Origin of the sequence: Candidatus Schmidhempelia bombi str. Bimp, assembly GCF_000471645.3 — a bacterium.
In the GTDB taxonomy this organism is placed as follows: Bacteria; Pseudomonadota; Gammaproteobacteria; order Enterobacterales; family Orbaceae; genus Utexia; species Utexia bombi.
Window position 1 is genome coordinate 38,245 of record NZ_AWGA01000055.1, and the last position, 25,253, is coordinate 63,497.

22 protein-coding genes and 1 riboswitch are annotated in these 25,253 nt (G+C 37.9%); of the genes, 14 read left to right on the plus strand and 8 right to left on the minus strand.

Going from position 1 to position 25,253, the window contains the following annotated elements; all coding sequences use genetic code 11:
• Nucleotide 1 precedes the first annotated feature (1 nt).
• From O970_RS05420 to rne, 5 genes are all read right to left on the minus strand, one after another.
• Complete coding sequence (locus O970_RS05420) at nucleotides 2-817, minus strand: peptide ABC transporter ATP-binding protein (RefSeq protein ID WP_024496121.1); 816 nt, start codon at nucleotides 815-817, stop codon at nucleotides 2-4.
• Entirely contained in the window at nucleotides 817-1,806 is a 990-nt protein-coding gene (locus O970_RS05425) for a peptide ABC transporter ATP-binding protein (RefSeq protein ID WP_024496122.1), read from the minus strand. Before O970_RS05425 ends, O970_RS05420 begins: the two co-directional genes overlap by 1 nt.
• A 2-nt stretch (nucleotides 1,807-1,808) precedes the next feature.
• On the minus strand, nucleotides 1,809-2,687 hold the full coding sequence (locus O970_RS05430; protein ID WP_024496123.1) for an ABC transporter permease subunit: 879 nt from the start codon (nucleotides 2,685-2,687) through the stop codon (nucleotides 1,809-1,811).
• Nucleotides 2,680-3,636 (minus strand): ABC transporter permease subunit, encoded by a 957-nt coding sequence (locus O970_RS05435; RefSeq protein WP_024496124.1) that lies wholly within the window; start codon nucleotides 3,634-3,636, stop codon nucleotides 2,680-2,682. The genes O970_RS05430 and O970_RS05435 overlap by 8 nt, the downstream gene beginning before the upstream one ends.
• Before the next feature lie 127 nt (nucleotides 3,637-3,763).
• Nucleotides 3,764-6,922, minus strand: a complete 3,159-nt coding sequence (gene rne / locus O970_RS05440; RefSeq protein ID WP_024496125.1) for a ribonuclease E — start codon at nucleotides 6,920-6,922, stop codon at nucleotides 3,764-3,766.
• A 563-nt stretch (nucleotides 6,923-7,485) separates the two neighbouring features.
• Nucleotides 7,486-7,634, plus strand: a riboswitch (molybdenum cofactor riboswitch).
• Between rne and moaA the strand changes: the two genes are divergently transcribed.
• Nucleotides 7,629-8,612, plus strand: coding sequence for a GTP 3',8-cyclase MoaA (gene moaA, locus O970_RS05445; protein ID WP_024496126.1), 984 nt, complete (start codon nucleotides 7,629-7,631; stop codon nucleotides 8,610-8,612). (Overlaps the previous riboswitch by 6 nt.)
• On the opposite strand, the gene gluQRS is transcribed toward moaA, so the two are convergent.
• From gluQRS to folK, 3 genes are all read right to left on the minus strand, one after another.
• Complete coding sequence (gene gluQRS, locus O970_RS05450) at nucleotides 8,613-9,497, minus strand: tRNA glutamyl-Q(34) synthetase GluQRS (protein ID WP_036562770.1); 885 nt, start codon at nucleotides 9,495-9,497, stop codon at nucleotides 8,613-8,615.
• 156 nt (nucleotides 9,498-9,653) lie between these two features.
• Nucleotides 9,654-10,061: an RNA polymerase-binding protein DksA gene (dksA, locus tag O970_RS05455; RefSeq protein ID WP_051318607.1), complete on the minus strand. Its 408-nt coding sequence runs from the start codon at nucleotides 10,059-10,061 to the stop codon at nucleotides 9,654-9,656.
• Between the two features lie 443 nt (nucleotides 10,062-10,504).
• Complete coding sequence (gene folK, locus O970_RS05460; protein WP_024496128.1) at nucleotides 10,505-10,987, minus strand: 2-amino-4-hydroxy-6-hydroxymethyldihydropteridine diphosphokinase; 483 nt, start codon at nucleotides 10,985-10,987, stop codon at nucleotides 10,505-10,507.
• A gap of 357 nt (nucleotides 10,988-11,344) precedes the next feature.
• On the opposite strand from folK, the gene O970_RS05465 reads away from it, so the two are divergent.
• The 13 genes from O970_RS05465 to O970_RS05525 all read left to right on the plus strand — a co-directional run bounded on the left by O970_RS05465 (nucleotide 11,345) and on the right by O970_RS05525 (nucleotide 25,162).
• On the plus strand, nucleotides 11,345-12,100 hold the full coding sequence (locus O970_RS05465) for an SDR family oxidoreductase (RefSeq protein ID WP_024496130.1): 756 nt from the start codon (nucleotides 11,345-11,347) through the stop codon (nucleotides 12,098-12,100).
• A gap of 175 nt (nucleotides 12,101-12,275) precedes the next feature.
• On the plus strand, nucleotides 12,276-12,605 hold the full coding sequence (locus O970_RS05470; RefSeq protein ID WP_024496131.1) for a hypothetical protein: 330 nt from the start codon (nucleotides 12,276-12,278) through the stop codon (nucleotides 12,603-12,605).
• A 320-nt stretch (nucleotides 12,606-12,925) separates the two neighbouring features.
• Nucleotides 12,926-15,385, plus strand: a complete 2,460-nt coding sequence (gene thrA, locus O970_RS05475) for a bifunctional aspartate kinase/homoserine dehydrogenase I (RefSeq protein ID WP_024496132.1) — start codon at nucleotides 12,926-12,928, stop codon at nucleotides 15,383-15,385.
• On the plus strand, nucleotides 15,385-16,332 hold the full coding sequence (gene thrB, locus O970_RS05480) for a homoserine kinase (RefSeq protein WP_036562774.1): 948 nt from the start codon (nucleotides 15,385-15,387) through the stop codon (nucleotides 16,330-16,332). Before thrA ends, thrB begins: the two co-directional genes overlap by 1 nt.
• Nucleotides 16,333-16,352: 20 nt before the next feature.
• On the plus strand, nucleotides 16,353-17,642 hold the full coding sequence (thrC, locus tag O970_RS05485; protein ID WP_024496134.1) for a threonine synthase: 1,290 nt from the start codon (nucleotides 16,353-16,355) through the stop codon (nucleotides 17,640-17,642).
• Between the two features lie 260 nt (nucleotides 17,643-17,902).
• Nucleotides 17,903-18,628, plus strand: coding sequence for an oxygen-insensitive NADPH nitroreductase (gene nfsA / locus O970_RS05490; RefSeq protein ID WP_024496135.1), 726 nt, complete (start codon nucleotides 17,903-17,905; stop codon nucleotides 18,626-18,628).
• A 237-nt stretch (nucleotides 18,629-18,865) separates the two neighbouring features.
• Nucleotides 18,866-19,768 carry an SPFH domain-containing protein gene (locus O970_RS05495; RefSeq protein ID WP_024496136.1) on the plus strand — a complete coding sequence of 301 codons (903 nt, stop codon included), beginning with the start codon at nucleotides 18,866-18,868 and terminating at the stop codon, nucleotides 19,766-19,768.
• Nucleotides 19,769-19,776: 8 nt separating this feature from the next.
• Entirely contained in the window at nucleotides 19,777-20,241 is a 465-nt protein-coding gene (locus O970_RS05500; protein WP_024496137.1) for an NfeD family protein, read from the plus strand.
• Between the two features lie 237 nt (nucleotides 20,242-20,478).
• On the plus strand, nucleotides 20,479-20,700 hold the full coding sequence (locus O970_RS05505) for a hypothetical protein (protein WP_024496138.1): 222 nt from the start codon (nucleotides 20,479-20,481) through the stop codon (nucleotides 20,698-20,700).
• Nucleotides 20,701-20,723: 23 nt separating this feature from the next.
• Entirely contained in the window at nucleotides 20,724-20,951 is a 228-nt protein-coding gene (locus O970_RS05510) for a hypothetical protein (protein WP_024496139.1), read from the plus strand.
• Nucleotides 20,923-21,075 carry a hypothetical protein gene (locus O970_RS10125; RefSeq protein WP_238610592.1) on the plus strand — a complete coding sequence of 51 codons (153 nt, stop codon included), beginning with the start codon at nucleotides 20,923-20,925 and terminating at the stop codon, nucleotides 21,073-21,075. Before O970_RS05510 ends, O970_RS10125 begins: the two co-directional genes overlap by 29 nt.
• Nucleotides 21,075-22,223 (plus strand): hypothetical protein, encoded by a 1,149-nt coding sequence (locus O970_RS05515; RefSeq protein ID WP_130575728.1) that lies wholly within the window; start codon nucleotides 21,075-21,077, stop codon nucleotides 22,221-22,223. The genes O970_RS10125 and O970_RS05515 overlap by 1 nt, the downstream gene beginning before the upstream one ends.
• A 554-nt stretch (nucleotides 22,224-22,777) precedes the next feature.
• A complete protein-coding gene (locus O970_RS05525) occupies nucleotides 22,778-25,162 on the plus strand; it encodes a membrane-bound PQQ-dependent dehydrogenase, glucose/quinate/shikimate family (RefSeq protein ID WP_024496141.1) in 2,385 nt (794 codons plus the stop codon).
• Nucleotides 25,163-25,253 lie beyond the last annotated feature (91 nt).

Here is a 25,253-nt window from a genome sequence, read left to right on the forward strand (position 1 = left end):
ACTATAAAGCACGCGTATCCTTACGCCAGTTATCCGCGGTTAATGCTTCACCAAAATAACTCTGTACTAATTTCTGTGTGACGTCACTGATCGGTGCAGTAAGGACTTCCCCTGTTTGTCCGTATTCGACGATTTCGCCATTTTGCATTACCATAATTTGATCGCTAATATGTTTCATCATGCCAATATCTTGAGTGACATAAACATAAGAAATATTTTGTTTTTGTTGTAGCGATAACATCAAATTGATAATTTGTGAACGCATCGAAATATCCAGCGCCGCTAAGGCTTCATCGGCAATAATGACTTTAGGTTTTAAGATTAATGCTCTTGCTAGTGCGACACGCTGTTTCTGTCCTGCTGCCATGGTGGAAGGGTAATAAGCGGCATGATCCGGCAATAAACCTACCTGTTTTAACACTTCATAAATAAGTTTTTCACGTTGGAACGCATCAAGATCGGTATTCTGTTTTAAAGGGAGCTCCAATAGTTGACCAATGCGTAAATGTGGATCAAATGAGCTGTCTGGATTTTGAAATATCATCCGAATTAATTGGCTACGATAACGGTAATCACCATATTCTAATTTACGATCTTCAACCCATATTTCTCCCGATGTGGGGGCTATCATACCGACTAACATTTTCGCTAACGTTGATTTACCCGAACCATTTTCACCGATTATAGCTAATGTTTTACCTGCATCAAGGGTAAAGGAGGCGGATTTGACAGCTTCGATAGTCTCATGCCCAAACAATCTTTTTTTAATATGAAATGTTTTAGATAAATGACAAACTTTTAATACTGAATTCATGATTAATTCTCTACATTCAGTGGAAAGTGACAAGCAACCGCATGATCACGGATATCAATAAGTTGTGGCGTAACAATGCATTTTTTTTGCGCATAAGGACAGCGCGGTCCAAGTCGGCAGCCAATAGGTAAATGTGCTAACGAAGGGATCACCCCTTGTAAGGTATTTAATGGACTTTTATGAGCAAGAGCCTGCCCAAAATCAGGGATGGCATTTATTAAGGCTTGGGTATAAGGGTGATAAGGTTCATGGGCTAACGTTTCACTCATTCCTCTCTCTACCATTTGCCCACAATAAAGGACATTAATCCGATCACTCCAGCGTGTCACCATCTGTAAATCGTGACTAATTAGTAGAATTGTTGTTCCCATATTTTGATTCATACTGGCTAAAAGGCGAAAAATTTGCGCCTCAGTGGTCGCTTCCATGGCATTGGTGGGTTCATCCGCAATTAATAGCTTAGGTTGATTGGCCAAGGCGATAGCGATCATGACTTTTTGGCACTCGCCTTCTGTTAGCTCATAAGGATAGCTATCCATAATATCTTTATGCTCTTTAATGCCAACACGATGTAGTAATTCAATAGCGCGATTTTTACGCCAGAAAAAGCGTTGCCACCAACGTCCCTTAAAGGTTCGTTTAGGAATGGCTTTAATCAACAAATTACCAATGGTCATGGATGGATCGAGACACGACTGTGGTTCTTGAAATATCATAGAGACATGTTGACTGATAATTTTGCGACGCTTTTTGGGGGTAAGTTTTAGTAAATCCACATCATCAAAAATAAACCGATCGGCTCTAATTTGCCAGTTTGGATTAGTAATGCCCAAGATGGCCTTAGCGATTAACGTTTTACCAGAACCCGATTCACCAACTAAGCCACAAATTTCACCTTCGGTTAATTTGATATTAACACGATCAACGGCTCGTAATTGACCTGATGGGGATGACAATTCGATTGTAAGATTGCGAATATCTAATAATGCCATGGTTAGTCTCGGTATGACCTCGCTTGTTGTAGCCCATAATCAAAAAAGTTTAACAGTAAAATTACGCACAAAATAGCTAAACCAGGTGCGATAAATGCCCATTGATTGATTGGCATAATAGCGATCATTTCGCGCATCATTACGCCTAATTCATTGTAATCAGATTCAATCCCAAAGTTTAAAAATGTTAACGTTGTTAGAGCAAGTAGACAAGTGGTAAAAATAGCAATGCACTCAGAAACGAAATTGGCTAAAATATTAGGGAATACTGAATAACGCATAATATTCATTATCGATAATCCATCTAACCTTAAGGCAATAATATACGTTTTTTTCAGCTCATTATTGACCATGTTATACAAATTGTGGATGAATCGTGGGAGTAAACTGACACCAACGACCATCATTAAATTATTGAGAGTATTACCACTAAACAACGATAAAATCATCATCATTAATAGTGGTGGAATGGCGGTAATCGTTTGTATCGATAGTAACACTATGTGCGCCGCAGGTCTACAAAAGACCGTCCATAAACTCATTACCGTTCCAATTAAGATAACATACAGGGTAATGAGTAGTGTAATCGCTAGCGAGGTTTGTAATGCCCATAATAAGCGTTTAAAAATATCTTTTCCCGTGTTATCAATCCCTAAAATATGATTAATATCGCCTTGTTCAAACCAAGCAGGCATTAAAAAACGTTTTAGTGGATAAAGTTGATCAATATTCGATGCTAACCAAGGGGTTAATATACAAGCAATTAACGTTAACAACAGTCCATAAAAACCAATAATAAGGAAAAGATTATGGTGCATAGTGCGCACAAAGGCAGTATAAGTATAACGTAATTTAGTACGATAGATGGCTAAATTATTCATCATATAACTCCTGATGGCGCAATGGCTGAATCATTATCGTAATCAACATGATAAATAGATTTAATGAACAGAGTAACACACCACATATCATAATCGCGATAGCAATCACTAAACCGTTTTTATCGACAAATCCTTGCATAACCCATGTGCCTAAACCTGGTCGTTTAAAGATAATCTCAATAATAATAGCTGAATATAAGATAATAGTTAGATTATAAGTTAAACGTGGGATAATGGATGGGAAAACATTGGGCAGCATATGGCGTAATAAAATCTTTAATTGCGATTGCTCACGGATAGAAATTGCTTGTATATACTTCTGTTTGGCGACCTTCACGACTTGCTGACTGATCAATTGAATAGTAATAATACAGGGATGAATAGAAAGAATAATCCCCGGTAACGCTAAATATTGTAACTCTTTAATAAGTTCTTGAGAGCGATTTAAGTCAGGGGTTAGGAAAACATCGATGATAGGAAACCCTGTTTTGGGATTGATTTGTTCTATTAGTGAACCAGAATCAGGAAACAAATAATGATTGCTAGCAAAAAGGGACATCATTAATACTGCTAGCCATACTATCGGGCAAGCACTAATAATAAGGCTTCCAGCTTGAATCAATTTGTTGGACCAATGATCGGGTTTGAGACCCGCAATAATGCCTAATAGGCTGCCTGTAATGGAAGATAGCAATACGGCAAATAGGCATAATTCAATCGTTGGCGGTAATACCTGTTTTATTATGGTGCCTAATGATAGCGTGTCATAATTGGAAATAAGCAATCGACCAGATAGTAAATCACCAAAATAGCCGAGATAAGCATAAAAAAAAGCGTATTGATTATAAATTGTGCCAGATGCCAAATAGGCCACAGCAAAACTTAACTGAGATAATAGCAATAAGATAAATAGATAAGTAAATATTTTCTTTAAAATATAAATGATCATTTATATTCTCTTTAATTAAGAATAACCCGATTAATGTTTGAAATACCATCGATTAATTACTGATAACAATCTATAGCAGCGCATAATACACTGCTATAGATTATTCATATGGTGATCATTCAGATTTTTAGTGTTGGTTTTGCTCTGACGTTTGAGGTTTACTCATTGCCGCATATGCATGACTATCCGCACTATGCCCCCCCGCATACCCTTTTCCAGTAAATTGATAATTTGAATCAGGTAAATGCGTCACTAACACGACATCTTCGACACTATTGATAGGGGTATTAGTTGCGGGTGCCTTTGTCATGCCAGCATAAGCATGCGTTTGCCTACAATGAATTAGTGGCTGCTCCACTATCTCCACCACCGTATCTTGGTTAAGTGGCAATATCTCCTGCATAGACGGTACGGATTCAATTATAGGCTCAACAGATAAAGAGGGCTCGATATTCGTTAATGCTGGAGATGGGCTTTCATCTTGCTTAGAATAATTAGTACCCTGTGCCCATTGCTCAGAAGATTGTGCCATCATCACGTTAGATTGATTGCCTAAATTAACCTCGACCTGATTTAACGGATTTTCGATGGTTGTTACCGCTTCATTATTAGTAACATCATGCTCAATGGTGTCTACAACGATTTCGACTGGGGTAACCATAGTTGTTACTTCGGTTACTGGGCTTAAACTCGTGGTAGTTGTTACAGATGTTTCAATCGACGTTTCTGTCGCTACTTCTGTTACTAAAGACATTGAGTCGTTTTGATTGATTAAGCTATTTTCATCTTGCTCACTAACCATTTTATTGGCATTAACTGGTGGTTGTTCCAATACAATTGATTCTGAGTTCTGATGATGATGAATTAAAGAGTAATCAATACATACTTTACCTAAAGCTAACTCCGGGGATGCGACCGCCATCGCTAGCGGCATAGGCGATTCAGCTAAACTTGCCTCTTTTAAGCGTTTTCTGCGTTGACCATTCATACGTAGGTGTCGTGGCGTACGACGAGAACGACGCATATCGCTATTATTGTCAGTCGTTGTATTTTCTGTGACTGATTCTTTTGCCATGCTGATCGTATTGCTCTTATCTTCTTTAACATCATAAGATGGCATAGTCTCTACACTAAACGCTGAGCTAGGCGCCATTGGTTCTTGCGTATTGGTTTCTGATTGGGTTTCTGGCATAGCCAATGGCAGTAATGCTGTCTGCGTAGCAGTATCAACGATATCAGATACCTTATTGTCGTGATGAGATTCAACTTGATTATGCTGATTAACACGAACCGATTTGGTTAACGTACGTTGCGCTCGTCGTGGTTTAGGATCTCGTTTTTCTGTAACAATAGCCTTTTCGGGGGTTTTGTTTTTGTCAATCACCTCTACGGTTTTAACTTTTGCAGCATTGCTATTGGCTTTATCCGAATTAGTTTGGGATCGGCGGCTCGCTTTATTTTCTCTCACCGTTTCCGTACTGCTATTACGATTACGGCGGTTATTGCGTCGTTTATCCGTCTGACGTGTCGATTTTTGGTTGGATTGTGCTGTTTTTTTGTTACTTTCCACCGGTGTCTTAGAGGCGCTAAATAGACGACTTAAGCCAGTAAGCAATGAGGCAAATAACCCTTTTTTAGGCGCCGTTTCTTTGGTTTTAGGTTTTTCTTTTGGTGCTTTGGTTGATGTCTGTTTCGGATCAATGGTCACACCTGATAGAATCGCCTTTTCAATCACTAATTCTGGTTGTACTTCTTCATCTTCTTCTTCCAATTCACGGATGAGTTTTGGTAAGTTATAACTTAAAACATCAATTTCTTCACCTTGACGTTTACGAATCACCTTATATTGAGGCGTTTCCATCTCTTTATCCGCCGCAATCACAATTTTTAGTCCAGGATTTTCTTTCTCAATTTTAGCAATGGCACGGCGTTTTTCATTCAATAGATAGCTAGCAATTGGAATAGGAACAATAACATCAATTTGTCCTGTATTCTCTTTTAGCGCCTCCTCATTAATAATCCTTAATATTGATAAGGATAAGGAGTTGTTATCACGCACGGTGCCAGTACCACTACAGCGTGGGCAAATATGATGCGTCGCTTCTTTGAGTGAAGGACTTAGACGCTGGCGAGACATCTCTAATAAACCAAAACGTGAAATTCGAGTGGTTTGAATACGTGCACGATCGTTTTTCATCGCTTCTTTTAGACGATTTTCGACTTCGCGTTGGTTACGAATTGGTGTCATATCAATAAAATCGATAACAATTAATCCACCTAAATCACGTAAACGCAATTGACGGGCAATTTCTTCTGCGGCTTCAAGATTAGTGTTAAATGCAGTTTCTTCGATATCACTACCACGAATTGATTTTGCTGAGTTGATATCTATCGCTGTTAATGCTTCGGTAGTATCAATAACAATTGAGCCACCCGATGGTAAACGTACTTCACGTTGGAAAGCCGATTCGATTTGGGTTTCAATTTGTAAACGACTGAATAATGGTACATCACCTGAATATAATTTTAAACGATTTAAGTACTCTGTTCGGCCTAATCCAACTAAACGTTTTTTCGCAATCTCTAAAATTTGTTTGTTATCGATAATAATTTCACCGACATCATCACGCAGATAATCTCTAAACGCTCGTGTAATGATATCGCTTTCTTTATGAATAAGGATCGGCGCTGGGTGATTTTTGGCTTCAGTTTGAATCGCATTCCAATAAGTCAGTAATGCATCTAAATCTTGTTGTAATTCTTCTTGAGATTTACCAACACCTGCGGTACGTGCAATAACACCCATACCCTTTGGCTTATCAAGTGCATCAATAATCCGTTTTAAATCCGCGCGATCTTCGCCTTCTATACGGCGTGACACCCCACCAGCTTTAGGATCATTTGGCATTAAGACTAAATAACTTCCTGCTAAACTAATGTAGGTTGTTAAGGCTGCGCCTTTCTTACCGCGTATCTCTTTTTCAATTTGCACTAACACTTCTTGACCTTCTTTCAGGTGTTTAATGCTTTTTCGACCAGAGAGATTAGCGGGGAAATAGTTATCGGCAATTTCTTTTAGTGAAAGGAACCCATCTCTTTCTCCGCCATAAGAAACAAAAGCGGCTTCAAGACTAGGATTGATTTTAACAATAGTTCCTTTATAAATGTTGGCTTTTTTTTGTTCATGGCCTGGACTTTCTATATCCAGATCATACAGGTATTGACCCTCAACAAGTGCAACGCGTAACTCTTCTTGTTGAGTGGCATTAATTAACATTCTTTTCATTGATTATCACTCATTTTTTCTATTTGAAATTTAAGTAAAATCAACGGATTTTTTATCTTCATTTTAGTCAATATTTAAAGTGCTACAGCTAAATATATAGTAACTTGCTGCTTTAAGTTGGTGCTACTTGTCTAGTTCATTATTTTATTTATGTTTCTATCTTATTATTATGTTATGTGAACTTAACCTACATTTATAAATTGGTCTGATCTGAACTAAGACCAATTTATTCGACATTTTATTTCTAAAATATTGAGTATAAAGAATAAAATAAGTGCATTTTATACCAAACTAAAATAAGTAATTTCTAATCCGTTATATTACTTAATGATGTTTTAAACAGTTTATATAGTAATGTCTTATGCCATTGCTGCATTAAGAGATATAAACATCAATAATGTATTAATTTTTCTATACAAAAATATAAAAGTAATCATCGTCACATTTTATGTAAAATGATACATCGTGTATTATTCCCTTTTCATTAATTTATAGCAAGTAATAACCGAGCTATTTTAAATTTTTTTAACGTAATGTCATCGGTTGTGATAAACTAAAAAAACTGATTAAAAAAACTCTGAAGCTTATATTATCTTAGTGGTGATAAAATCATATGAAGTATAAGCCGTGATGGTTACTGTTAACACATCACCGGGTATAAAACAGAAATGTTTATACCTCCTGATTGGAAAAGTGTTTTTATTATATGCAACTGATTGATAATTATCAGCGTAGGTTTAAATACCTTCGTCTTTCTATTACTGAAGTGTGTAATTTTCAGTGTCAATATTGTCTGCCAAATGGTTATGCTATCCCGAAAGATGGTGCTCAAAGACATTTTTTAACCTTAAATGAAATTGAACAAATTATTGCTTGTTTTGCCGATCTTGGCATCACCAAGATTCGTCTTACCGGTGGTGAACCAACATTGAGGCGAGATTTTCTTGATATCCTGTCATTAATTTATGCTGATTCACGAATTAAGGTAAGGGCGCTGACCACGAATGGTTTTCGCTTATTGAATCATGTTGCTGATTGGCAACGCGCTGGCTTAACCGCCATTAATATTAGTGTGGATAGTTTATCCTCTGATACGTTTAAATTAATTACTGGGCAAGATCGTTTGCGTGAAATATTAGCGGGTATCGATAAAGCGTTAACCGCAGGCTTACAAACGGTTAAAGTCAATACGGTGCTATTAAAAGGGGTAAATAATCACTTAACCGATTATTTACAATGGATTAAATATCGCCCCATTGAGTTAAGATTTATTGAATTAATGGAAACAGGCATGACGGGCGATTTATTTAATCGTTTACATATATCAGGACAATGCTTAGAGCAGCAATTGCTGGCAGAGGGCTGGCAGCGACAAGCCAAAGATGAGGTCGCTGGCGCAGCGAGCGTTTATGCACATAGTGATTATCAAGGGAAAATTGGGTTAATCATGCCGTATAGTAAAGATTTTTGCCAAACGTGCAATCGATTACGTATTTCAGCAACTGGTAAAATTCATTTCTGTCTATTTGGCGAAAATGGGATTGATTTACGTGATCTGTTACAATCGCCAACACAGCGAGATGCCTTAAAATCGCGTATTTTATCTGGATTAACGACTAAGCCAGAACATCATTTATTACAGCAACATCAAACAGGATTAGCTAATACCTTATCTTATCTTGGTGGTTAACTAAATGGATGAATAGACTTTACTTTGTCTGGGTATAGCTGTAGTTTGCCAATGAGCTTGCCCCCAGCTCAGTAATTGTTCTTTATTATAATCTTGCCAATCGGATGGTAGGGGTTGATTCAAAAACTGTAAAACGGTCGCCAAAGTGTTAACAACGGGGGCATGAGCGATAGATTGCGCACGATTTTGTTTGGATAATTTCCTCCCATCGTTATTCAGTGCTAATGGCAGATGGAGATAATTGGGGGCGGTCCAATTAAGTTGTTGGTATAGTGAGAGCTGGCGGCTGGTGGGAATCAGTAAATCGGCACCACGCACAACTTCGGTTATTCCCTGAAAATGATCATCAAGTACCACAACTAAATGGTAGGCATAACATCCGTCACGTCGAAATAGGGTAAAATCTTCCTTTGCCAGCGCTTGATCTACTTGCTGCCAACCAAGCAGTTGATCAAAGAAACGATAAATTGGATAGGATTGGCGTAAACGGATAGCTAATGGATAGCCACTGGTTTGTGGGGTTAGTTGGCGATGACGGCAAAGATTATCGTAAATACCGTTTTGTTGTTGGATACGTTGACGGCGACAGTCACAGTAATAAGCCTGACCATTCGCAATTAACTGCGTTAATATTGATTGATAACGCGCTATGCATTGAGATTGATAAAGTACTTGATTATCCCATTGCAAGCCAAAGCGTTCGAGCGTCGCTAAAATTCGCGTTGCCGCACCATTCACTTCACGTCGCCGATCAATATCTTCTATACGAACTAACCAATCGCCATTTTGTGCTTTTGCTTGTAAGTAGCTAGCAACAGCCGTGACTAATGAGCCAAAATGGAGATCCCCTGTAGGAGAAGGGGCAAAACGGCCAATATAAGACATGCCTATTTACTGTGATTAACAAAATAAGCAGTATTATAACCAGAATTAGGTAAAAGCCAAAGATAGTCGATATAGAAAAATAATCTAAAAAAGCTAATAAAAAGTGAGTAATAATCATGATTACTACTCACCAAAGAAGTCAATGATAACCGATGATTAAAAGCCCATCTGTTTTTCGCGTAATTCAGCTACCGTTTTACAATCAATACAAAGATCTGCCGTTGGGCGAGCTTCTAAACGACGAATACCAATTTCAATTCCACAGGATTCACAAAAACCAAAATCGTCTTCTTCGATTTTCTTTAAGGTCTTTTCAATTTTTTTGATTAGCTTACGTTCTCTATCACGGGTTCTAAGTTCTAGACTAAATTCTTCTTCTTGTGTTGCTCTATCAGCTGGATCTGGGAAATTCGCTGCTTCATCTTGCATATGAGAAACTGTTTTATTCATTTCATCACGCAACTGTTCCAACCATGCTTGTAGAATCAACTTAAAATGGTTAAGTTGTGCAGGATTCATGTACTCTTCGCCTTTTTGCTCTTGATAGGGTTTAAGACCTGCCATGGCAAGAATACTTAGGGAAGAGGACGCTTTTTGTTCCTTTTTCACAGCTATCTCCTTTAATAACAATTATTATGTGCAAATCTGAAAGCGCTAAACTATAACAACTATTTTGGAGTTCTCAAGTTTTTTTTCCTATTATTTTTCATTCTTAATTTATTAAAGTGAATTAAGCTGCCATTCTGCTCGTAATAAGATAATTTTTTATACAAATAAACAATAAGTTATAAATAAAAATAGCATAGGTCATTGGAGAATAATCAGCTAAAAATTATTCAATCCTATTAGGATTATGCTTATATTTTGTTAAGATCATTAATGATGCCTATTTTTGATGAATTAATGCAATTTTAGGCATAATGATTATTATGCCTAACTAAATTCACTAACGGTCATCATTATATTTTGCAGCTAAGTGAGGGAAAATAGTCGTTCAAATGGGGCGATTATTCCCAACGAACCAGACCATTTAACGGTACTTGCTGTAATCGTGTTGCTAATTTTTCACCATCAGGAAAGACGAGATCAGGTGCTAAGTCATAAAGCGGATAAAGCATAAACTCCCTATTTTTCATATCATAATGAGGTATGATTAAGCGATCCGTATCAATACTTTGTTGATCATAAAGTAAAATATCAAGATCTAAGGTGCGTGGTCCCCAACGATGCGTTTTACGCTCCCGCCCTTGTTCAAGTTCAATACGCTGGGTCTCATCTAATAATTGTTCGGCGGTTAACTGAGTATCAAGTTTAATTACCGCATTAAGATAATCGGGTTGATCGGCCGGTCCTAATGGTGTGCTTCGATAAAAAGGGGATATGGCCATCACGGTTGTTGCGGATAGTTGCGTTAACGCGTCGATAGCTGCTTTTGCTTGGTCTAATGGGGATTTTAGATTGCTGCCCAATGCCAAATAAACAGTTGCCATTAATGTTCTCCAAAAATGATGATATATTGTTCAATACATAGCGCCGTATTTAAAATTGCTTCAATACGAATGTTATTTTGAATTATAGAATAAAAAGTAATGGCGTTGTTAATAAAGAGGTCATAGCATAAATCATTTAGTATTGGTTTCGCCAGATTGATATCGGTTAACGCATGGCAAACACTTATAGAGTAACGGTAACCTAGTAAACAACCATAATCGTTTGGATTAAGGAGAATCAAGGGAAATAAAATGGTTTTCACTAGGCCAATTTAATCAATTAGCTATTCAGTGGAAGTTATAACCCATCTTATTCCCTAGGTGGGATCGCTTATTTTACATAATGAAGGAGACAATATGAATATTGCATTAGTTACTGGTGCGTCATCAGGATTTGGTGAGGCAATTTGCCGTCGATTGATTGCTGAGGGATATCACGTTATTGGCTGTGCAAGACGCGTTGAAAAATTATCTCGGTTACAACAACAGTTAGGCCAAAACTTTTTACCTTTACCCTTAGATATCACGCAACAACAGCAAGTCTCAAAGGTATTGGATCTTATTCCTGCCAAATTTCAACCCATTGATATATTAATTAATAATGCCGGTTTGGCGCTTGGTCTTGATCCAGCTTATCAAGCTGATTTTAATGATTGGCAAACGATGGTGGATACCAATATATTAGGCTTAGTTCATTTAACCCGCCTTATATTGCCAACGATGGTAGCGCGTAATCAAGGATATATTATTAATATTGGTTCAATAGCGGGTAGTTATGCCTATAAAGGCGGGAATGTTTACGGCGCGTCTAAAGCATTTGTTAAACAATTTAGTTTGAATTTACGAACTGATTTAGCGGGGAAACGAATTCGGGTCACCAATATTGAGCCGGGGCTATGTGGCGGAACAGAATTTTCAACCGTCCGTTTTCATGGCGATAAGGTGAAAGCAGCAAGTGTGTATGATGGGATTGACTATCTTACGGCGGATGATATCGCAAACAGTATTAGTTGGCTGCTAAGTTTGCCAAACCATGTTAATGTAAATTGTTTAGAGATTATGCCTGTTTCTCAAACGCCAGCCGGATTACATGTCACCAAACTAATAGAATAAAAATAGCCAAAAAGTTAAAATTAGAAAGGCGTTATTTTCAGTTAAATAGATAATTTAATTCATTAATCTAATTTTTACTTTTAAGCTTTTCTATTTTTAACTTAAATTACGCTTGCACTTCTCATTAGGCATTGCTATTCTTTTAACCTACTTTGATGATAGAGGTTTTAAGCTTATGACATTTTCGGATGCTGCTGCCATATTTGCAACGCGTTTGCCTGGTACCGATGCTTACGTTGAACTCCGTCAGGCAATGTGCCAATTAATTAAAAACGATACTGAAAATGCCGCGGTTTATTTTTTAATTTTTGGTTTTGCACGCACATACGTCATGTTATATGAAGATCAAGAAGTCTCACCTACTTTTGCTGAGGAAAATCAGAAAGTGATGTTAGCTTACTTAGCTATTCTTGATGACGCGTTAAAACAAAATGATAAAGCTTATGTCTATAATGCATTGAATTTGGTGGTTAACCAATACGAAAATAGCAATAAAACATTTTAAACAATTCAGCCCAACCCTTGTGTTGGGCTGAATTGTTTTTAAATCAAGAAAATGGCGTCATGATATTTTAGATTAAAAAATTATATTGTAATGACAACTGATTATTTGAATTTTATCACTAGAGAAAATGGTCCAATAATGCGATTAAATTTACAGATTAATACGACGATGATTATTACTATCTCTACCATATTTAGGTGTAGGGCGGGTTAATACACTCTAAAAAAATTGAAAAAACCCGCTAACCATAGCGGGTTTTTTTTTGGGTTATATTTTTGGTCATAGAGCTATTTAAATTAATAACAATGGAAAGGTGTCATATGAAAGTACTAAAGTTTGGAGGAACATCTGTTGCTAATGCCGAGGGCTTTTTACGCGTCGCGGCGATTATTGAAGACAATGCAAAACAAGCGCAAACCGCAACGGTGCTTTCTGCACCGGCTAACGTGACAAATCTTTTAGTATCGTTAGTTGAGAAAACGGTAGCAAAACAAGAAGTACAACACCAGTTTCATCAAGTACAAAATATTTTTAGCGATTTATTACAACAACTTTCGCAAATTCAACCTCATTTTGATTATAAGCAGACCCAGGATGTAGTACAAACTCAACTCAATCATTTAATGGAATTACTGCATGGCATTCGCCTATTAGGTCAGTGCCCTGACAGTATCTATGCATTAATCATTAGTCGTGGCGAAAAACTTTCTATTGCCATAATGCAAGCGATATTGCTTGCAAAAGGGTATCAAGTCACAGTGATTAATCCTGTTGAAAAATTACTAGCGAATGATAGTAATTATCTTGAAGCAACCGTTAATATTACTGAATCGCGTAATCGGATCCAACAAATGCATATCGCCACCGATCATCTTATATTAATGGCGGGGTTCACTGCGGGTAATGAACAAGGGCAATTAGTTGTATTAGGACGTAATGGTTCAGATTATTCGGCAGCCGTATTAGCCGTGTGCCTATCGGCGGATAGCTGCGAAATATGGACCGATGTTGATGGGATTTATACCTGTGATCCACGTATTGTCCCTGATGCGAAACGACTAAGCGCCTTATCTTATCAAGAAGCCATGGAGTTATCTTATTTTGGCGCCAAAGTCTTGCATCCGCGAACCATTATGCCTATTGCCCAATTTCAGATCCCTTGCTTAATTAAAAATACGCATAATCCACAAGCAGCGGGCACCTTAATTGGTTGCGATAAGTTAGATAAGCACTATCCCGTTAAGGGGATCACCAATTTAAATCATATGGCCATGATTAATGTATCAGGACCAGGACTTAAAGGGATGGTTGGTATGTCTGCTCGGATCTTCTCTGCGATGAGTTATGCTGGCATATCGGTGGTACTCATTACTCAATCATCATCAGAATATAGTATTAGTTTTTGTGTCCCACAAGCGGAACTTAAACAGGCTAAACAAGCACTTGAAGAAACATTTTATTTAGAACTAAAAGAGGGATTACTTGAACCGATTGATATGATGAAACATTTAGCTATCATTTCGGTGGTTGGCGATGGTATGCGAACTTATAAAGGGTTAGCCGCCCGTTTATTTACAGCATTAGCACAGGCTAATATTAATATCATTGCGATTGCACAAGGATCCTCAGAGCGTTCGATTTCGGTAGTGGTTGACAATGAGGTTGCTGTCATGGGGGTACGTGTCGCACATCAAATGCTATTTGGTACTGATCAACGTTTAGATGTGTTTATTGTCGGTGTTGGTGGCGTTGGTGGCGCATTGATGGATCAAATTCAACGTCAGCAACCGTGGCTTAAAAATAAACAGATTGATTTGCGCGTATGTGGGGTGGCTAATTCAAGGCATATGTTATTTAATGTTAATGGTATTAATCTAACGGATTGGCGGTTTAAATTAAAGCACTCCTCCAGCCCTTTTGTATTAGAAAAGTTAATTGAGCATGCAAAAACCGATCGGTTACTCAATCCCATTTTTGTCGATTGTACCTCAAGTGAAAATGTCGCTAATCAATATGCTAACTTTTTATCAAATGGATTCCATGTTATTACTCCAAATAAAAAAGCCAATACAGGCTCGATGGCGTATTATCGCCAACTACGACAAGCAGCGGCGAACAGTCAACGTAAATTTCACTATGATACTAACGTAGGGGCAGGTCTACCTGTCATTGAAAACTTACAAAACTTATTTAATGCTGGCGATGAATTAATCCGCTTTAATGGCATTTTATCTGGATCGCTATCATTTATTTTTGGTCTGCTTGATGAAGGAATGACCTTGTCTGCAGCAACCAAATTGGCTAAAGAAAATGGGTTTACCGAACCCGATCCACGTGACGATTTGTCCGGTATGGATGTGGCGCGCAAATTACTGATTTTAGCACGTGAAGCAGGGTATGAATTAGAATTGGATCAAATTGATGTCGAATCAATACTGCCTGCCTCCTATGGTGAAGGGGATGTCGCACAATTTATGCAGCGTTTACCTGAATTAGATCAACATTTTTGCCAACGTATTTCTCAGGCGAAACAACAAAATAAAGTTCTGCGTTATGTCGCTACCATTGAAAATGGCCGTTGTATGGTGAGCATCAAGGCTATTGATAGTGAAGACCCACTATATAAAGTCAAGAATGGTGAAAATGCGTTGGCTTTTTACACACGCTATTATCAACCGATTCCACTGGTATTACGCGGTTATGGCGCAGGAAATGATGTTACTGCAGCAGGCGTGTTTGCCGATATTTTACGTACAGCATCAGCAAAAGTGAGTATCTAATGACAAAAGAACAAATAACAATTTATGCGCCCGCCTCTATGGCGAATATCTGTGTTGGTTTCGATATTTTAGGTGCCGCGATTAGCCCCATCGATGGGCAATTACTTGGCGACTATATTACTGTCGCCTCCGCAAAACAGTTTAACTTAACCAATAAAGGGCTTTTTGCCACAAAATTACCGAAGGACCCCAAATTAAATATTGTTTATCAATGCTGGGAATATTTTTGTCAGACTCTTGGTCAATCGCTACCTGTGGCAATTACATTAGAAAAAAATATGCCCATTGGTTCGGGGCTTGGATCAAGTGCCTGTTCCGTCGTGGGCACCTTAATGGCACTCAATGAATTCTTCGCTAACCCATTTGATTCAACACAACTATTACGGATGATGGGGGAATTAGAAGGTCGTATCTCAGGTAGTGTTCATTATGATAACGTTGCCCCCTGTTATTTAGGGGGTATGCAATTAATTTTGAACGAAATGGATATAATCAGCCAAACCATTCCCCACTTTGCCAACTGGTATTGGGTACTGGCTTATCCTGGTATTAACGTCTCAACGGCGGAAGCAAGAGCCATTTTGCCAGCCCACTATCAAAAACAGGTCTGTGTTGATCATAGTCGTCATGTTGGCGGATTTATTCATGCTTGCTATCGCCAGCAACCTCAATTAGCCGCCGCATTTATGCAAGACTTGATAGCTGAACCTTACAGGCAACAACTTTTGCCTGGTTTTACGTCAGCAAAACAGACATTACTCAAGCTTGGCGCGTTAGCTTGTGGAATATCGGGTTCAGGACCGACACTGTTCGCAATTGCTGAAGATGTAACCCTAGCTAAGCAATGCGCCAGTTGGTTAGCAACGCATTATATACAAAATAACGCTGGTTTTGTCCACATAGCAAAAATAGATATTCAAGGTGCAAGACGCATTGAACCTAAGTAACCAACAAAAGGGAAAAGATGATGAAATTGTATAATTTAAAAGATCATACTGACATAGTTAGTTTTTCACAGGCGACAAAACAGGGCTTAGGGCGTAACCAAGGGCTATTTTTCCCTCAGCAATTACCCCTGTTTAGCCCTGTAGATATTGAGCAATTACTTACGATGAATTTTACTCAGCGGAGCGCCAAAATATTATCGGCTTTGATTGGCAAAGAAATCGCTTACACCGATATACAGCGCTGTGTTAATAATGCGTTTCAATTCCCCGCGCCAGTTAAAGCGGTTGAACAGGATATTGGCACATTAGAGTTATTTCATGGGCCAACATTAGCGTTTAAAGACTTTGGTGCACGTTTTATGGCACAAATATTAGTACAAGTCGCTGCACAGAATAAAATAACCGTGTTAACTGCCACGTCTGGTGACACAGGGGCGGCGGTTGCCCATGCTTTTCATCATTTACCAAATGTTCGGGTAGTTATCCTATATCCAAATGGTAAAATTAGCCCATTACAGGAAAAATTGTTTTGTACCTTAGGTGATAATATTCAAACCATCGCGGTTGATGGTGATTTTGATGCTTGCCAATCGTTAGTTAAACAAGCATTTGATGATGCCGAGCTAAAACAGACTATCGGACTTAATTCAGCCAATTCAATCAACATTAGTCGCTTACTTGCTCAAATCTGTTACTATTTTGAAGCCTATGCTCAACTCACCCCTACTCAACGGCATAATTTAGTGATCTCGGTTCCTAGTGGTAACTTTGGTAACCTAACGGCGGGGTTATTCGCTAAAAGCATAGGGTTACCAATTAAACGTTTTATAGCAGCCACGAATTTAAATGATACAGTACCACGCTATCTTGATACGGGAAAATGGTTGCCACATGCTACTGTTGCTACGTTATCTAATGCAATGGATGTCAGTCGTCCTAATAATTGGCCACGTATTGAAGAAATTTTTAAACGGCAACAGTGGTCATTGCAATCGTTATCACATGGCGCAGTAAATGATGAGGTGACGCAGCAGACCCTACGTGAATTAGATAAAAAAGGTTACTTATCTGAGCCGCATGGCGCCGTCGCCTATCGGGTATTACGTGATCAGTTACAAACTGGCGAGTATGGACTATTTTTAGGTACAGCCCATCCAGCGAAATTTAAACAAGTGGTAGAAGCGATCCTACAACGACAAATTGAGTTACCACAAGCGTTAGCTGAACGTATCGATTTACCATTACTCTCACATACGATGCCATCCGATTTTACCCGACTACGAACCTTTTTAATGGAACATGAAGAATAAGCTAAACATCGCTAAAACCTCAATAGACCGCCTTGAAGGCGGTTTATTCAAATCATTAATGTGACGATTACACTTAACTTTTATTATCAGATCATGTTATACGCCTATCTAAAGCGCGTCATGACAATAATATAAATCCTTAATATTATTAAGGTTTATGTTGTTTTTTTATGATTAATTTAATTTATTTCTTGAATCTTTCCATATACACGTTAATCTACCTTTAAACTATTAATAACAGCAATAAATAAAGGAAAAGTATGTCCACGCCAACTATTGAATTATTATGTCATCATCGTTCAATTCGTGCTTATACCCCTGAACCCGTTTCAGATGAACAGATAGAACTGATTTTAACTGCTGCACAAGCCGTCTCAAGCTCCAATTTTTTGCAATGTACGTCGATTATTCGCGTCACTGATACCGAATTACGTAGTAAATTAGCGGTATTAGCGGGCAATCAACCTTATGTGACCCAAGCACCTGAATTTTGGGTCTTTTGTGCGGATTTGAATCGTCATAAACAGCTGGTTCCCCAAGTGGAACTAGGAAAAGCGGAACAATTACTTGTTGGTTGTGTTGATACAGCCATCATGGCCCAAAACGCCGTGGTTGCCGCGGAATCGTTAGGTCTTGGTTGTGTTTATATTGGCGGAATTCGTGGGCAAATTGAACAAGTCACCACATTATTAAATTTACCTAAATATGTATTACCTTTATTTGGAGTTTGTATTGGTCATCCCGCACAACATCCAGATATCAAACCACGTTTACCTAAAGCAGCGATGTTTTTTGAAAATCACTATCAACCGATTCAAAAATCCTTAATAGATGAATATAACACGACCATGGCTAATTATTATCAACAACGTTCATCAAATCAGAAAGTTTCTGGCTGGAGTGATACAATTGAAAAGATATTAAATAGTGTTAAACGCGATACTATGCTAGATTACTTGCACCAACAAGGGTGGATTAATAAGTAATAAGCATATTTAATTAGATAACTAAGCGACTTCCCCATTAATCATTGGGGTAATTAATCTGTTAGTTAGCAATAAAAATATTTTTATTCAATAAGTTACTAATTTATAAAAATACCAAATTTAGGCATGACTATGATCCTTTTAACGTTTTTATCATTGAATACTAAAATGATAAATCGCCATAAAAGAGTGATATAGTCGATAAATAAAATCAAGATAAATGGGGGAAAAGAAGAAATGATTGGTATTGGTATTATCGTATTATTAATTTTAATTACAGTATGTAAAGCAATTGTTATTGTTCCTCAAGGCTATGAATATACGGTAGAACGTTTTGGTAAATACACCAATACATTACGTCCAGGGTTAAATATTTTAGTGCCATATATGGATAGTATTGGCCATAAAATTAATATGATGGAACAAGTTCTTGAGATTCCATCACAAGAAGTAATTTCAAAAGATAATGCTAATGTTGCGATAGATGCAATTTGTTTTATACAAGTACAAGATGCGGCTAAAGCGGCTTATCAAGTGAATAATCTTGAACGCTCAGTAATTAATCTTACCATGACTAACTTCCGTACGGTATTAGGTTCGATGGAGTTAGATGAGATGTTATCACAGCGTGACTTAATTAATTCACGATTACTAGGTATTGTTGATGAGGCTACCGGTCCATGGGGGGTAAAAATAACCCGTATTGAGATTCGTGATGTAAGACCACCTGCGGAATTAGTGGATGCCATGAATGCACAAATGAAAGCAGAACGTAATAAACGTGCCGAAATTCTAGAGGCGGAAGGGATTCGTCAAGCTGCGATTTTGCGTTCTGAAGGAGAAAAACAGTCCGAAATCTTAAAAGCGGAAGGGGAGCGACAAGCGGCATTTTTGCAGGCAGAAGCCCGTGAACGTGCAGCAGAAGCGGAAGCCAAAGCCACACAAATGGTCTCTGACGCAATTGCTGCGGGTAATATTAATGCTATTAACTATTTTGTGGCACAAAAATATACCGATGCTTTACAGCAAATCGGTTCATCCCAAAACAGTAAAGTGATCATGATGCCGCTGGATGCTTCTAGTGTCATGGGAAGCATTGGTGGTATTGCAGAATTGATCAATGAATCAAAGAAAAACTAAGTGAAACGATGAACAGTTTACTTGACTCTTTTGTCATCTCTTCCAGTGTAGTTTTTTGGACACTCGGCGGGCTACTCTTAATTTTTGAATTATTAGGAACCAGCGGGTATGCTCTTTGGAGTGGATTAGCAGCTATTTTTGTCGGTGTGATGGCTTGGTTATTCCCACAATTATCATGGTCAATATTATGGTTATTATGGGCAATCGCAACCCTTATCATTGCTTACTTATGGTGGTTATGGCTTCAATCACGTTCTCGGCGTCAGCAAAATCAGTTTGAACTTAATCAACCACAAAGTGAATTAATTGGTCTCAAAACGGTTATTGTTGAACCAATTATTGCTGGACGTGGACGAGTAAAAATTAATGATGGATCTTGGTTGGCCAATTGTGATCAAGATTTACCCGCTGGAACGTTAGTTGAAGTGATTGCTGTTAATGGATTGGTTTTACATGTGCAACAAATTGCTTAAAATCGCACTGCTAAGCAAAACAAAAAAGGGACATAGGTGTCCCTTTTTTATCGCTACAAATATGTTGAAAAGCATAGATTATTTATATTTTTGAAATATTTAAAGTAAATAGGGCTTATTTCTATTGGGTATATTCAACATTACATTGTCACTATTTTAGCGGATACAAAAATAATCAATAATCTTATGACACTGGTACTAATTAGTGTAGCGCTATAACGTGCGGTATTGCAAAAGATGGGAGCAAATAAAAAAGTCAACAAATCATTATCGTTACCAGATATAATAGGTGATTACGCAGTTAAGTGCTTGTGTAAAGATGAAACAGGAAAAATTTATGCCAATGAGCCTTATATTGCGACTTTAGCAAATAATAAAAAAGTGAAAGGAATGACCGATAACAATGGCTATACACAAGCATTTTATTCAGAAAATGAAAACGAAACAATAACATTGTAATTTATTCATAGGTAAAATGAACGATGCCAAATAATAATACTCGCAACGTGTTTAGTGCTCAGACTTGTCAAATTAAAAATGGTAACATTGCGACGAAAGAAGTCATATTAAAAAATATACGAACGCCCCTATTTGTATTATTTGCTTACGGTGGTGGTGGGGCATTTGGCTTTTGGGGCGCCGCACTCCATAAGAGAGAGCGATTAAAAATTAAATACCCGCATGCAGAAATCTATCTATCCTATTTATGAAGAGATAAAGAAACTCGCAGCTAACAATCAGATTTTACCTTGCCGAGTGTTTAATAAGGGGGAATTAGAAACACGTATTGTCGACGTTGATATCTTTAATCAAAATGATTTGGAGTATATTTAATGAACCGTACCAAGATATCAAAACCGAAAAAATTTATTCTGCTTATAAGTAGTCTTTCAATTATTGGTCTGATTTACTTATATAGTGATAATTCTATTAATACAAAGAATAACTTTACTCAATCGGAGTACACCCTAATGGACGACACCATTTACCCCTCAACGATTCCTGAAGAGCAATTATTACGTATTGATGAAGCTAGAAAGCTTTATGAGTCAGCCTTTGACAGTGGCGTATTTTATGGCGTAGTCAATCCAGAAAAGCTGATAGAATTTATAAAACATGCTTGGCAGTGGGATAAAAATGCCATGCCCTATTATTATGAAATTATTCTTTGGAAAGATTTGTATGATGAAGAGGGAAAAGAAGACGGTGTTATCATGTCTTTTGATGAGTTTATGCGTAAATATCGAGATAAATTAGTGGATAGTGCAGGAAACCCATTAGTTGAGCCAGAGATTTATAAATCATATAATTTAAGCGGTTATTTATCAGATAAACTTGCGGATTTAAAATACCCCTATTTTGCTTATAGAAAGAATTGGGCATATGGCATTTATGAGTATGACCAACAAGGTATTGCCCGTCCATGCACCGATGAACAATTAGAAAAAAGTATTGAATATCTAAACTATGCGATCGATGGTGGTTATCATCGCTATGAGGATTTGATTGCTCGAATGTTATTCCAACAAGGCAATCATTACAAAAATAAAAAAAGAGACCAGATTAATAAATTAGTTGAACATCGAAACACATTAAAATTAGCGGATTTAAAACAGGCGATTGATTATGCAGAGTTAATGGCGGAACATAGTTCAATTATTGGCATATTACGGGTTACCGAAGCCTATTTATATGGTTTAGGTCGCGAACATGATGAAATAAAAGCTTATGCTTGGTCACTGTTGCTGGATTACACACGACAAAAACTTATTGAACAAGGTAATAATTTAGCTTGGGATCGTAACTACTTCCCGCCAGTATGGGCATATAATGAGGAAATTCAAATCCGTTTAGAGAAGAGTCTTAACGCAGAACAAAAACAGACAGCACACCAATATCTGACCGAATTAAAAACCAAAATTATAGATTGGAATTATAACAAATGGCGAGCACAAATAGATGATTTTTCGCCACGTCCTTAATAAGCTTGAATCTATGCTTATTTTTCCAAATTTAAGCTTGTTCTTCTGTTAATAAAATCTAAACGCCTCCCTATTTTCAAATAATGTTACTTTTATTATTAGAAAATGGGGAAAGTAATATCTTCTCCACTACGGCAATTGCACTTAGATTTTGATAAATCGCGCTGTGATGATGTAAGCTTAATAATGCTAGACGTGGTAATAATATCATTTTATATCGCGCTTACTGTTTATTTATCGATAGCTGACTAAACGCGATAATGAAGGCATATACAGCGCATGGCAAGACCGGCTTAGTTAATGAACTTATTTGTTTTAATAAGACATGAGTGACTTAGCAATGTCTAACCTAGAATAGGTATGATTAGTTATCTTTCTTATTAATTTTTACCTGAGTTTATTAATAACGGATTTATTTAACCGTAATAGCTAACCTATTGTTGTTTAAAATATTTTTTACTCTTCGTCATCTATTTAATTTACATTATTTATGCAACACTGATTAAGTTGAATATAGCTTTTTTATCGGATGGTTAATCAAGGAAATCAGTGACATGGATGAGAAAAGTAGATTACTGCAACTTACTGCCGTAATCATGGGCTTAATAAGTATTTATTTCTTAATCGGCGGTAGTTGGTTAATTTGGCTTGGCGGGTCGTGGTATTATTTTATTTTGGGGTTATCTTTATTATTAACGAGTATATTGATTTGGCAAGGTAATGGTTTTGCCTATCTGGTTTTCTCATTGATATTAGTTTTTTCTGGTATATGGGCTTTATGGGAAGTCGGTTTACGTTGGTGGTTATTGGTACCTAGACTTTGGGTATGGTTTGTTATTGGTCTGTTTTTGCTGTTTCCTTGGTGGCGAAAAAGATTTACCTTAGATCGAAGTGCTATGTTTACCACTTTAGCGGTTATTTTTGTGGCGATGATTGGTATTATCTCTTTATTTTTTGCACCCGATACCATCAAAGGTCGCATAGAAAACCCTGCAACGCTAACGGTTAATCAAACACAAGTCGCGGATAGTGATTGGATAGCTTACGGTGGAACTAACGCTGGCTTACACTATTCATCATTAAATCAGATTACCCCGCAAAATATTCATCAATTAAAAGAAGTTTGGCGAATTCGCACTGGAGATATGCCAACTGATGGTGATCCAGTTGAGTTAACCAACGAAAATACCCCGTTAAAAGTCAATGATAGTTTATATACCTGTACCGCGCATGGCTGGGTATTAGCGTTAGAGCCAGAAACGGGCAAAACTAAATGGAAATTTAATCCAACAATTAACCTAGAAGGCGCGAAAGATTTCCGTGGTTGGGCGCATATGACCTGTCGTGGACTTTCCTATTATGATGCTGATCGTTATTTAGCTAAACAGCCTGACATAGACGTCGCGTTGAGAGTAAAAAATAGTTCTTGTCCAAAACGTTTATTTTTACCTACTGCTGATGCTAAATTAGTCGCACTGAATGCTGATACCGGTCAATTATGTAGCGATTTTGGTCAACAAGGCGTGGTGGATCTTAAACAAGGCATAGGTGACTTTGCGCCGGGAGGGTATTATTCAACGTCGCCAGCATTAGCGACACAGGCGTTGGTCATTATTGGTGGACATGTAACCGATGATGCCTCAACAAATGAACCCTCTGGCGTCGTACGCGCATTTGATGTACAAAATGGTAAATTAATTTGGAATTGGGATAGTGGTAATCCCGAAGCGACGACACCATTAGCTGCGGGCAAGATTTATACACGTAATTCGCCAAATGTTTGGTCAATTATGAGTGCCGATGAAGAACACGGTTTAGTCTATTTACCGTTAGGAAACCAAACGCCAGATCAGTATGGTGCAGATCGCACGCCAGCAACAGAAAAATATGCTTCAGGTATTGTGGCTTTGGATATTAACACGGGCAAAGTACGTTGGAATTATCAATTTACTCATCATGATTTATGGGATATGGATGTACCTAGCCAACCTATCTTACTTGATCTACAAACTCAGTATGGGATGACTCCTGCGGTGATTCAGCCTACAAAGCAGGGGAGTTTATATGTATTAAATCGCCTGACCGGTGAGCCAATTGTTCCAATTGATGAAGTTATTGCGCCCCAAGGCGCCGTTGCTGGCGATTGGACCGCTAAAACCCAACCTCGATCGCGATTAAACTTACTGCCTAATCCATTAACTGAAAACGATATGTGGGGAGCAACGCCGTTTGATCAGCTAAGTTGTCGTATTGCCTTTAAATCATTACGCTATGAAGGACAGTATACACCGCCTTCTTTACAAGGTAGTTTAATTTATCCCGGTAACGTTGGGGTAATGAATTGGGGTGGGGTAGCCGTCGATCCCGTGCATCAACAAATCTTTGCTAGTCCTAATTATATGGCATTTGTTTCTAAGTTAGTACCGCAATCTGATGTCAACCAGCAAAGTGGGCATGCCTCAGAAGGGAAAGGGTTACAACCTAATAAAGGCGCGCCTTATGCAGTTGAATTACACCCGTTTTTATCTCTGGTTGGTTTTCCTTGTCAAGCACCGTCATGGGGAAATGTTACGGGTATTGATTTGCTAGCAAGTAAAGTAGTTTGGAGCCATCCAAATGGGACCTCTTATGATAATACGCCGATCATAAAATTACCGTTTTCAGTCGGCGTTCCAGCAATGGGTGGACCAATATTGACGGCGGGTGGCGTGGCGTTTCTCAGTGGCACGTTGGATCGATTTATTCGTGGTTATGAGGTAGCAACAGGGAAAGAAATTTGGAAATCACGTTTACCGGCAGGCGGACAAGCAACGCCAATGACCTTTAAAGGTAATGATGGACGCCAGTATATTGTTTTAGTCGTTGGTGGTCATGGTTCTTTTGGGACTAAAATGGGGGATTATATTATCGCTTATGCACTGGATGAAAATAACTATTAGTGATGTTGACTAAATTAAGGTGAAGATTAAAGAAGAGGCGTTATGCCTCTTTTTGAAATGAGAGTGACTCGTTTTATTCACTGAAACGTTA

Excerpts from the sequence above, each read along its gene's own strand:
- O970_RS10125 (WP_238610592.1), top strand. The coding sequence starts at position 20,923 with ATGCAGAAATCTATCTATCCTATTTATGAAGAGATAAAGAAACTCGCA.
- gluQRS (WP_036562770.1), bottom strand. The coding sequence starts at position 9,497 with ATGTCTTATATTGGCCGTTTTGCCCCTTCTCCTACAGGGGATCTCCAT.
- thrC (WP_024496134.1), top strand. The coding sequence starts at position 16,353 with ATGAAATTGTATAATTTAAAAGATCATACTGACATAGTTAGTTTTTCA.
- O970_RS05470 (WP_024496131.1), top strand. The coding sequence starts at position 12,276 with ATGACATTTTCGGATGCTGCTGCCATATTTGCAACGCGTTTGCCTGGT.
- thrA (WP_024496132.1), top strand. The coding sequence starts at position 12,926 with ATGAAAGTACTAAAGTTTGGAGGAACATCTGTTGCTAATGCCGAGGGC.
- moaA (WP_024496126.1), top strand. The coding sequence starts at position 7,629 with ATGCAACTGATTGATAATTATCAGCGTAGGTTTAAATACCTTCGTCTT.
- O970_RS05430 (WP_024496123.1), bottom strand. The coding sequence starts at position 2,687 with ATGAATAATTTAGCCATCTATCGTACTAAATTACGTTATACTTATACT.
- O970_RS05505 (WP_024496138.1), top strand. The coding sequence starts at position 20,479 with ATGGGAGCAAATAAAAAAGTCAACAAATCATTATCGTTACCAGATATA.
- O970_RS05500 (WP_024496137.1), top strand. The coding sequence starts at position 19,777 with ATGAACAGTTTACTTGACTCTTTTGTCATCTCTTCCAGTGTAGTTTTT.
- O970_RS05515 (WP_130575728.1), top strand. The coding sequence starts at position 21,075 with ATGAACCGTACCAAGATATCAAAACCGAAAAAATTTATTCTGCTTATA.
- O970_RS05465 (WP_024496130.1), top strand. The coding sequence starts at position 11,345 with ATGAATATTGCATTAGTTACTGGTGCGTCATCAGGATTTGGTGAGGCA.
- dksA (WP_051318607.1), bottom strand. The coding sequence starts at position 10,061 with ATGGCAGGTCTTAAACCCTATCAAGAGCAAAAAGGCGAAGAGTACATG.
- O970_RS05435 (WP_024496124.1), bottom strand. The coding sequence starts at position 3,636 with ATGATCATTTATATTTTAAAGAAAATATTTACTTATCTATTTATCTTA.
- O970_RS05425 (WP_024496122.1), bottom strand. The coding sequence starts at position 1,806 with ATGGCATTATTAGATATTCGCAATCTTACAATCGAATTGTCATCCCCA.
- folK (WP_024496128.1), bottom strand. The coding sequence starts at position 10,987 with ATGGCAACTGTTTATTTGGCATTGGGCAGCAATCTAAAATCCCCATTA.
- nfsA (WP_024496135.1), top strand. The coding sequence starts at position 17,903 with ATGTCCACGCCAACTATTGAATTATTATGTCATCATCGTTCAATTCGT.
- O970_RS05510 (WP_024496139.1), top strand. The coding sequence starts at position 20,724 with ATGCCAAATAATAATACTCGCAACGTGTTTAGTGCTCAGACTTGTCAA.
- O970_RS05495 (WP_024496136.1), top strand. The coding sequence starts at position 18,866 with ATGATTGGTATTGGTATTATCGTATTATTAATTTTAATTACAGTATGT.
- rne (WP_024496125.1), bottom strand. The coding sequence starts at position 6,922 with ATGAAAAGAATGTTAATTAATGCCACTCAACAAGAAGAGTTACGCGTT.
- O970_RS05525 (WP_024496141.1), top strand. The coding sequence starts at position 22,778 with ATGGATGAGAAAAGTAGATTACTGCAACTTACTGCCGTAATCATGGGC.
- thrB (WP_036562774.1), top strand. The coding sequence starts at position 15,385 with ATGACAAAAGAACAAATAACAATTTATGCGCCCGCCTCTATGGCGAAT.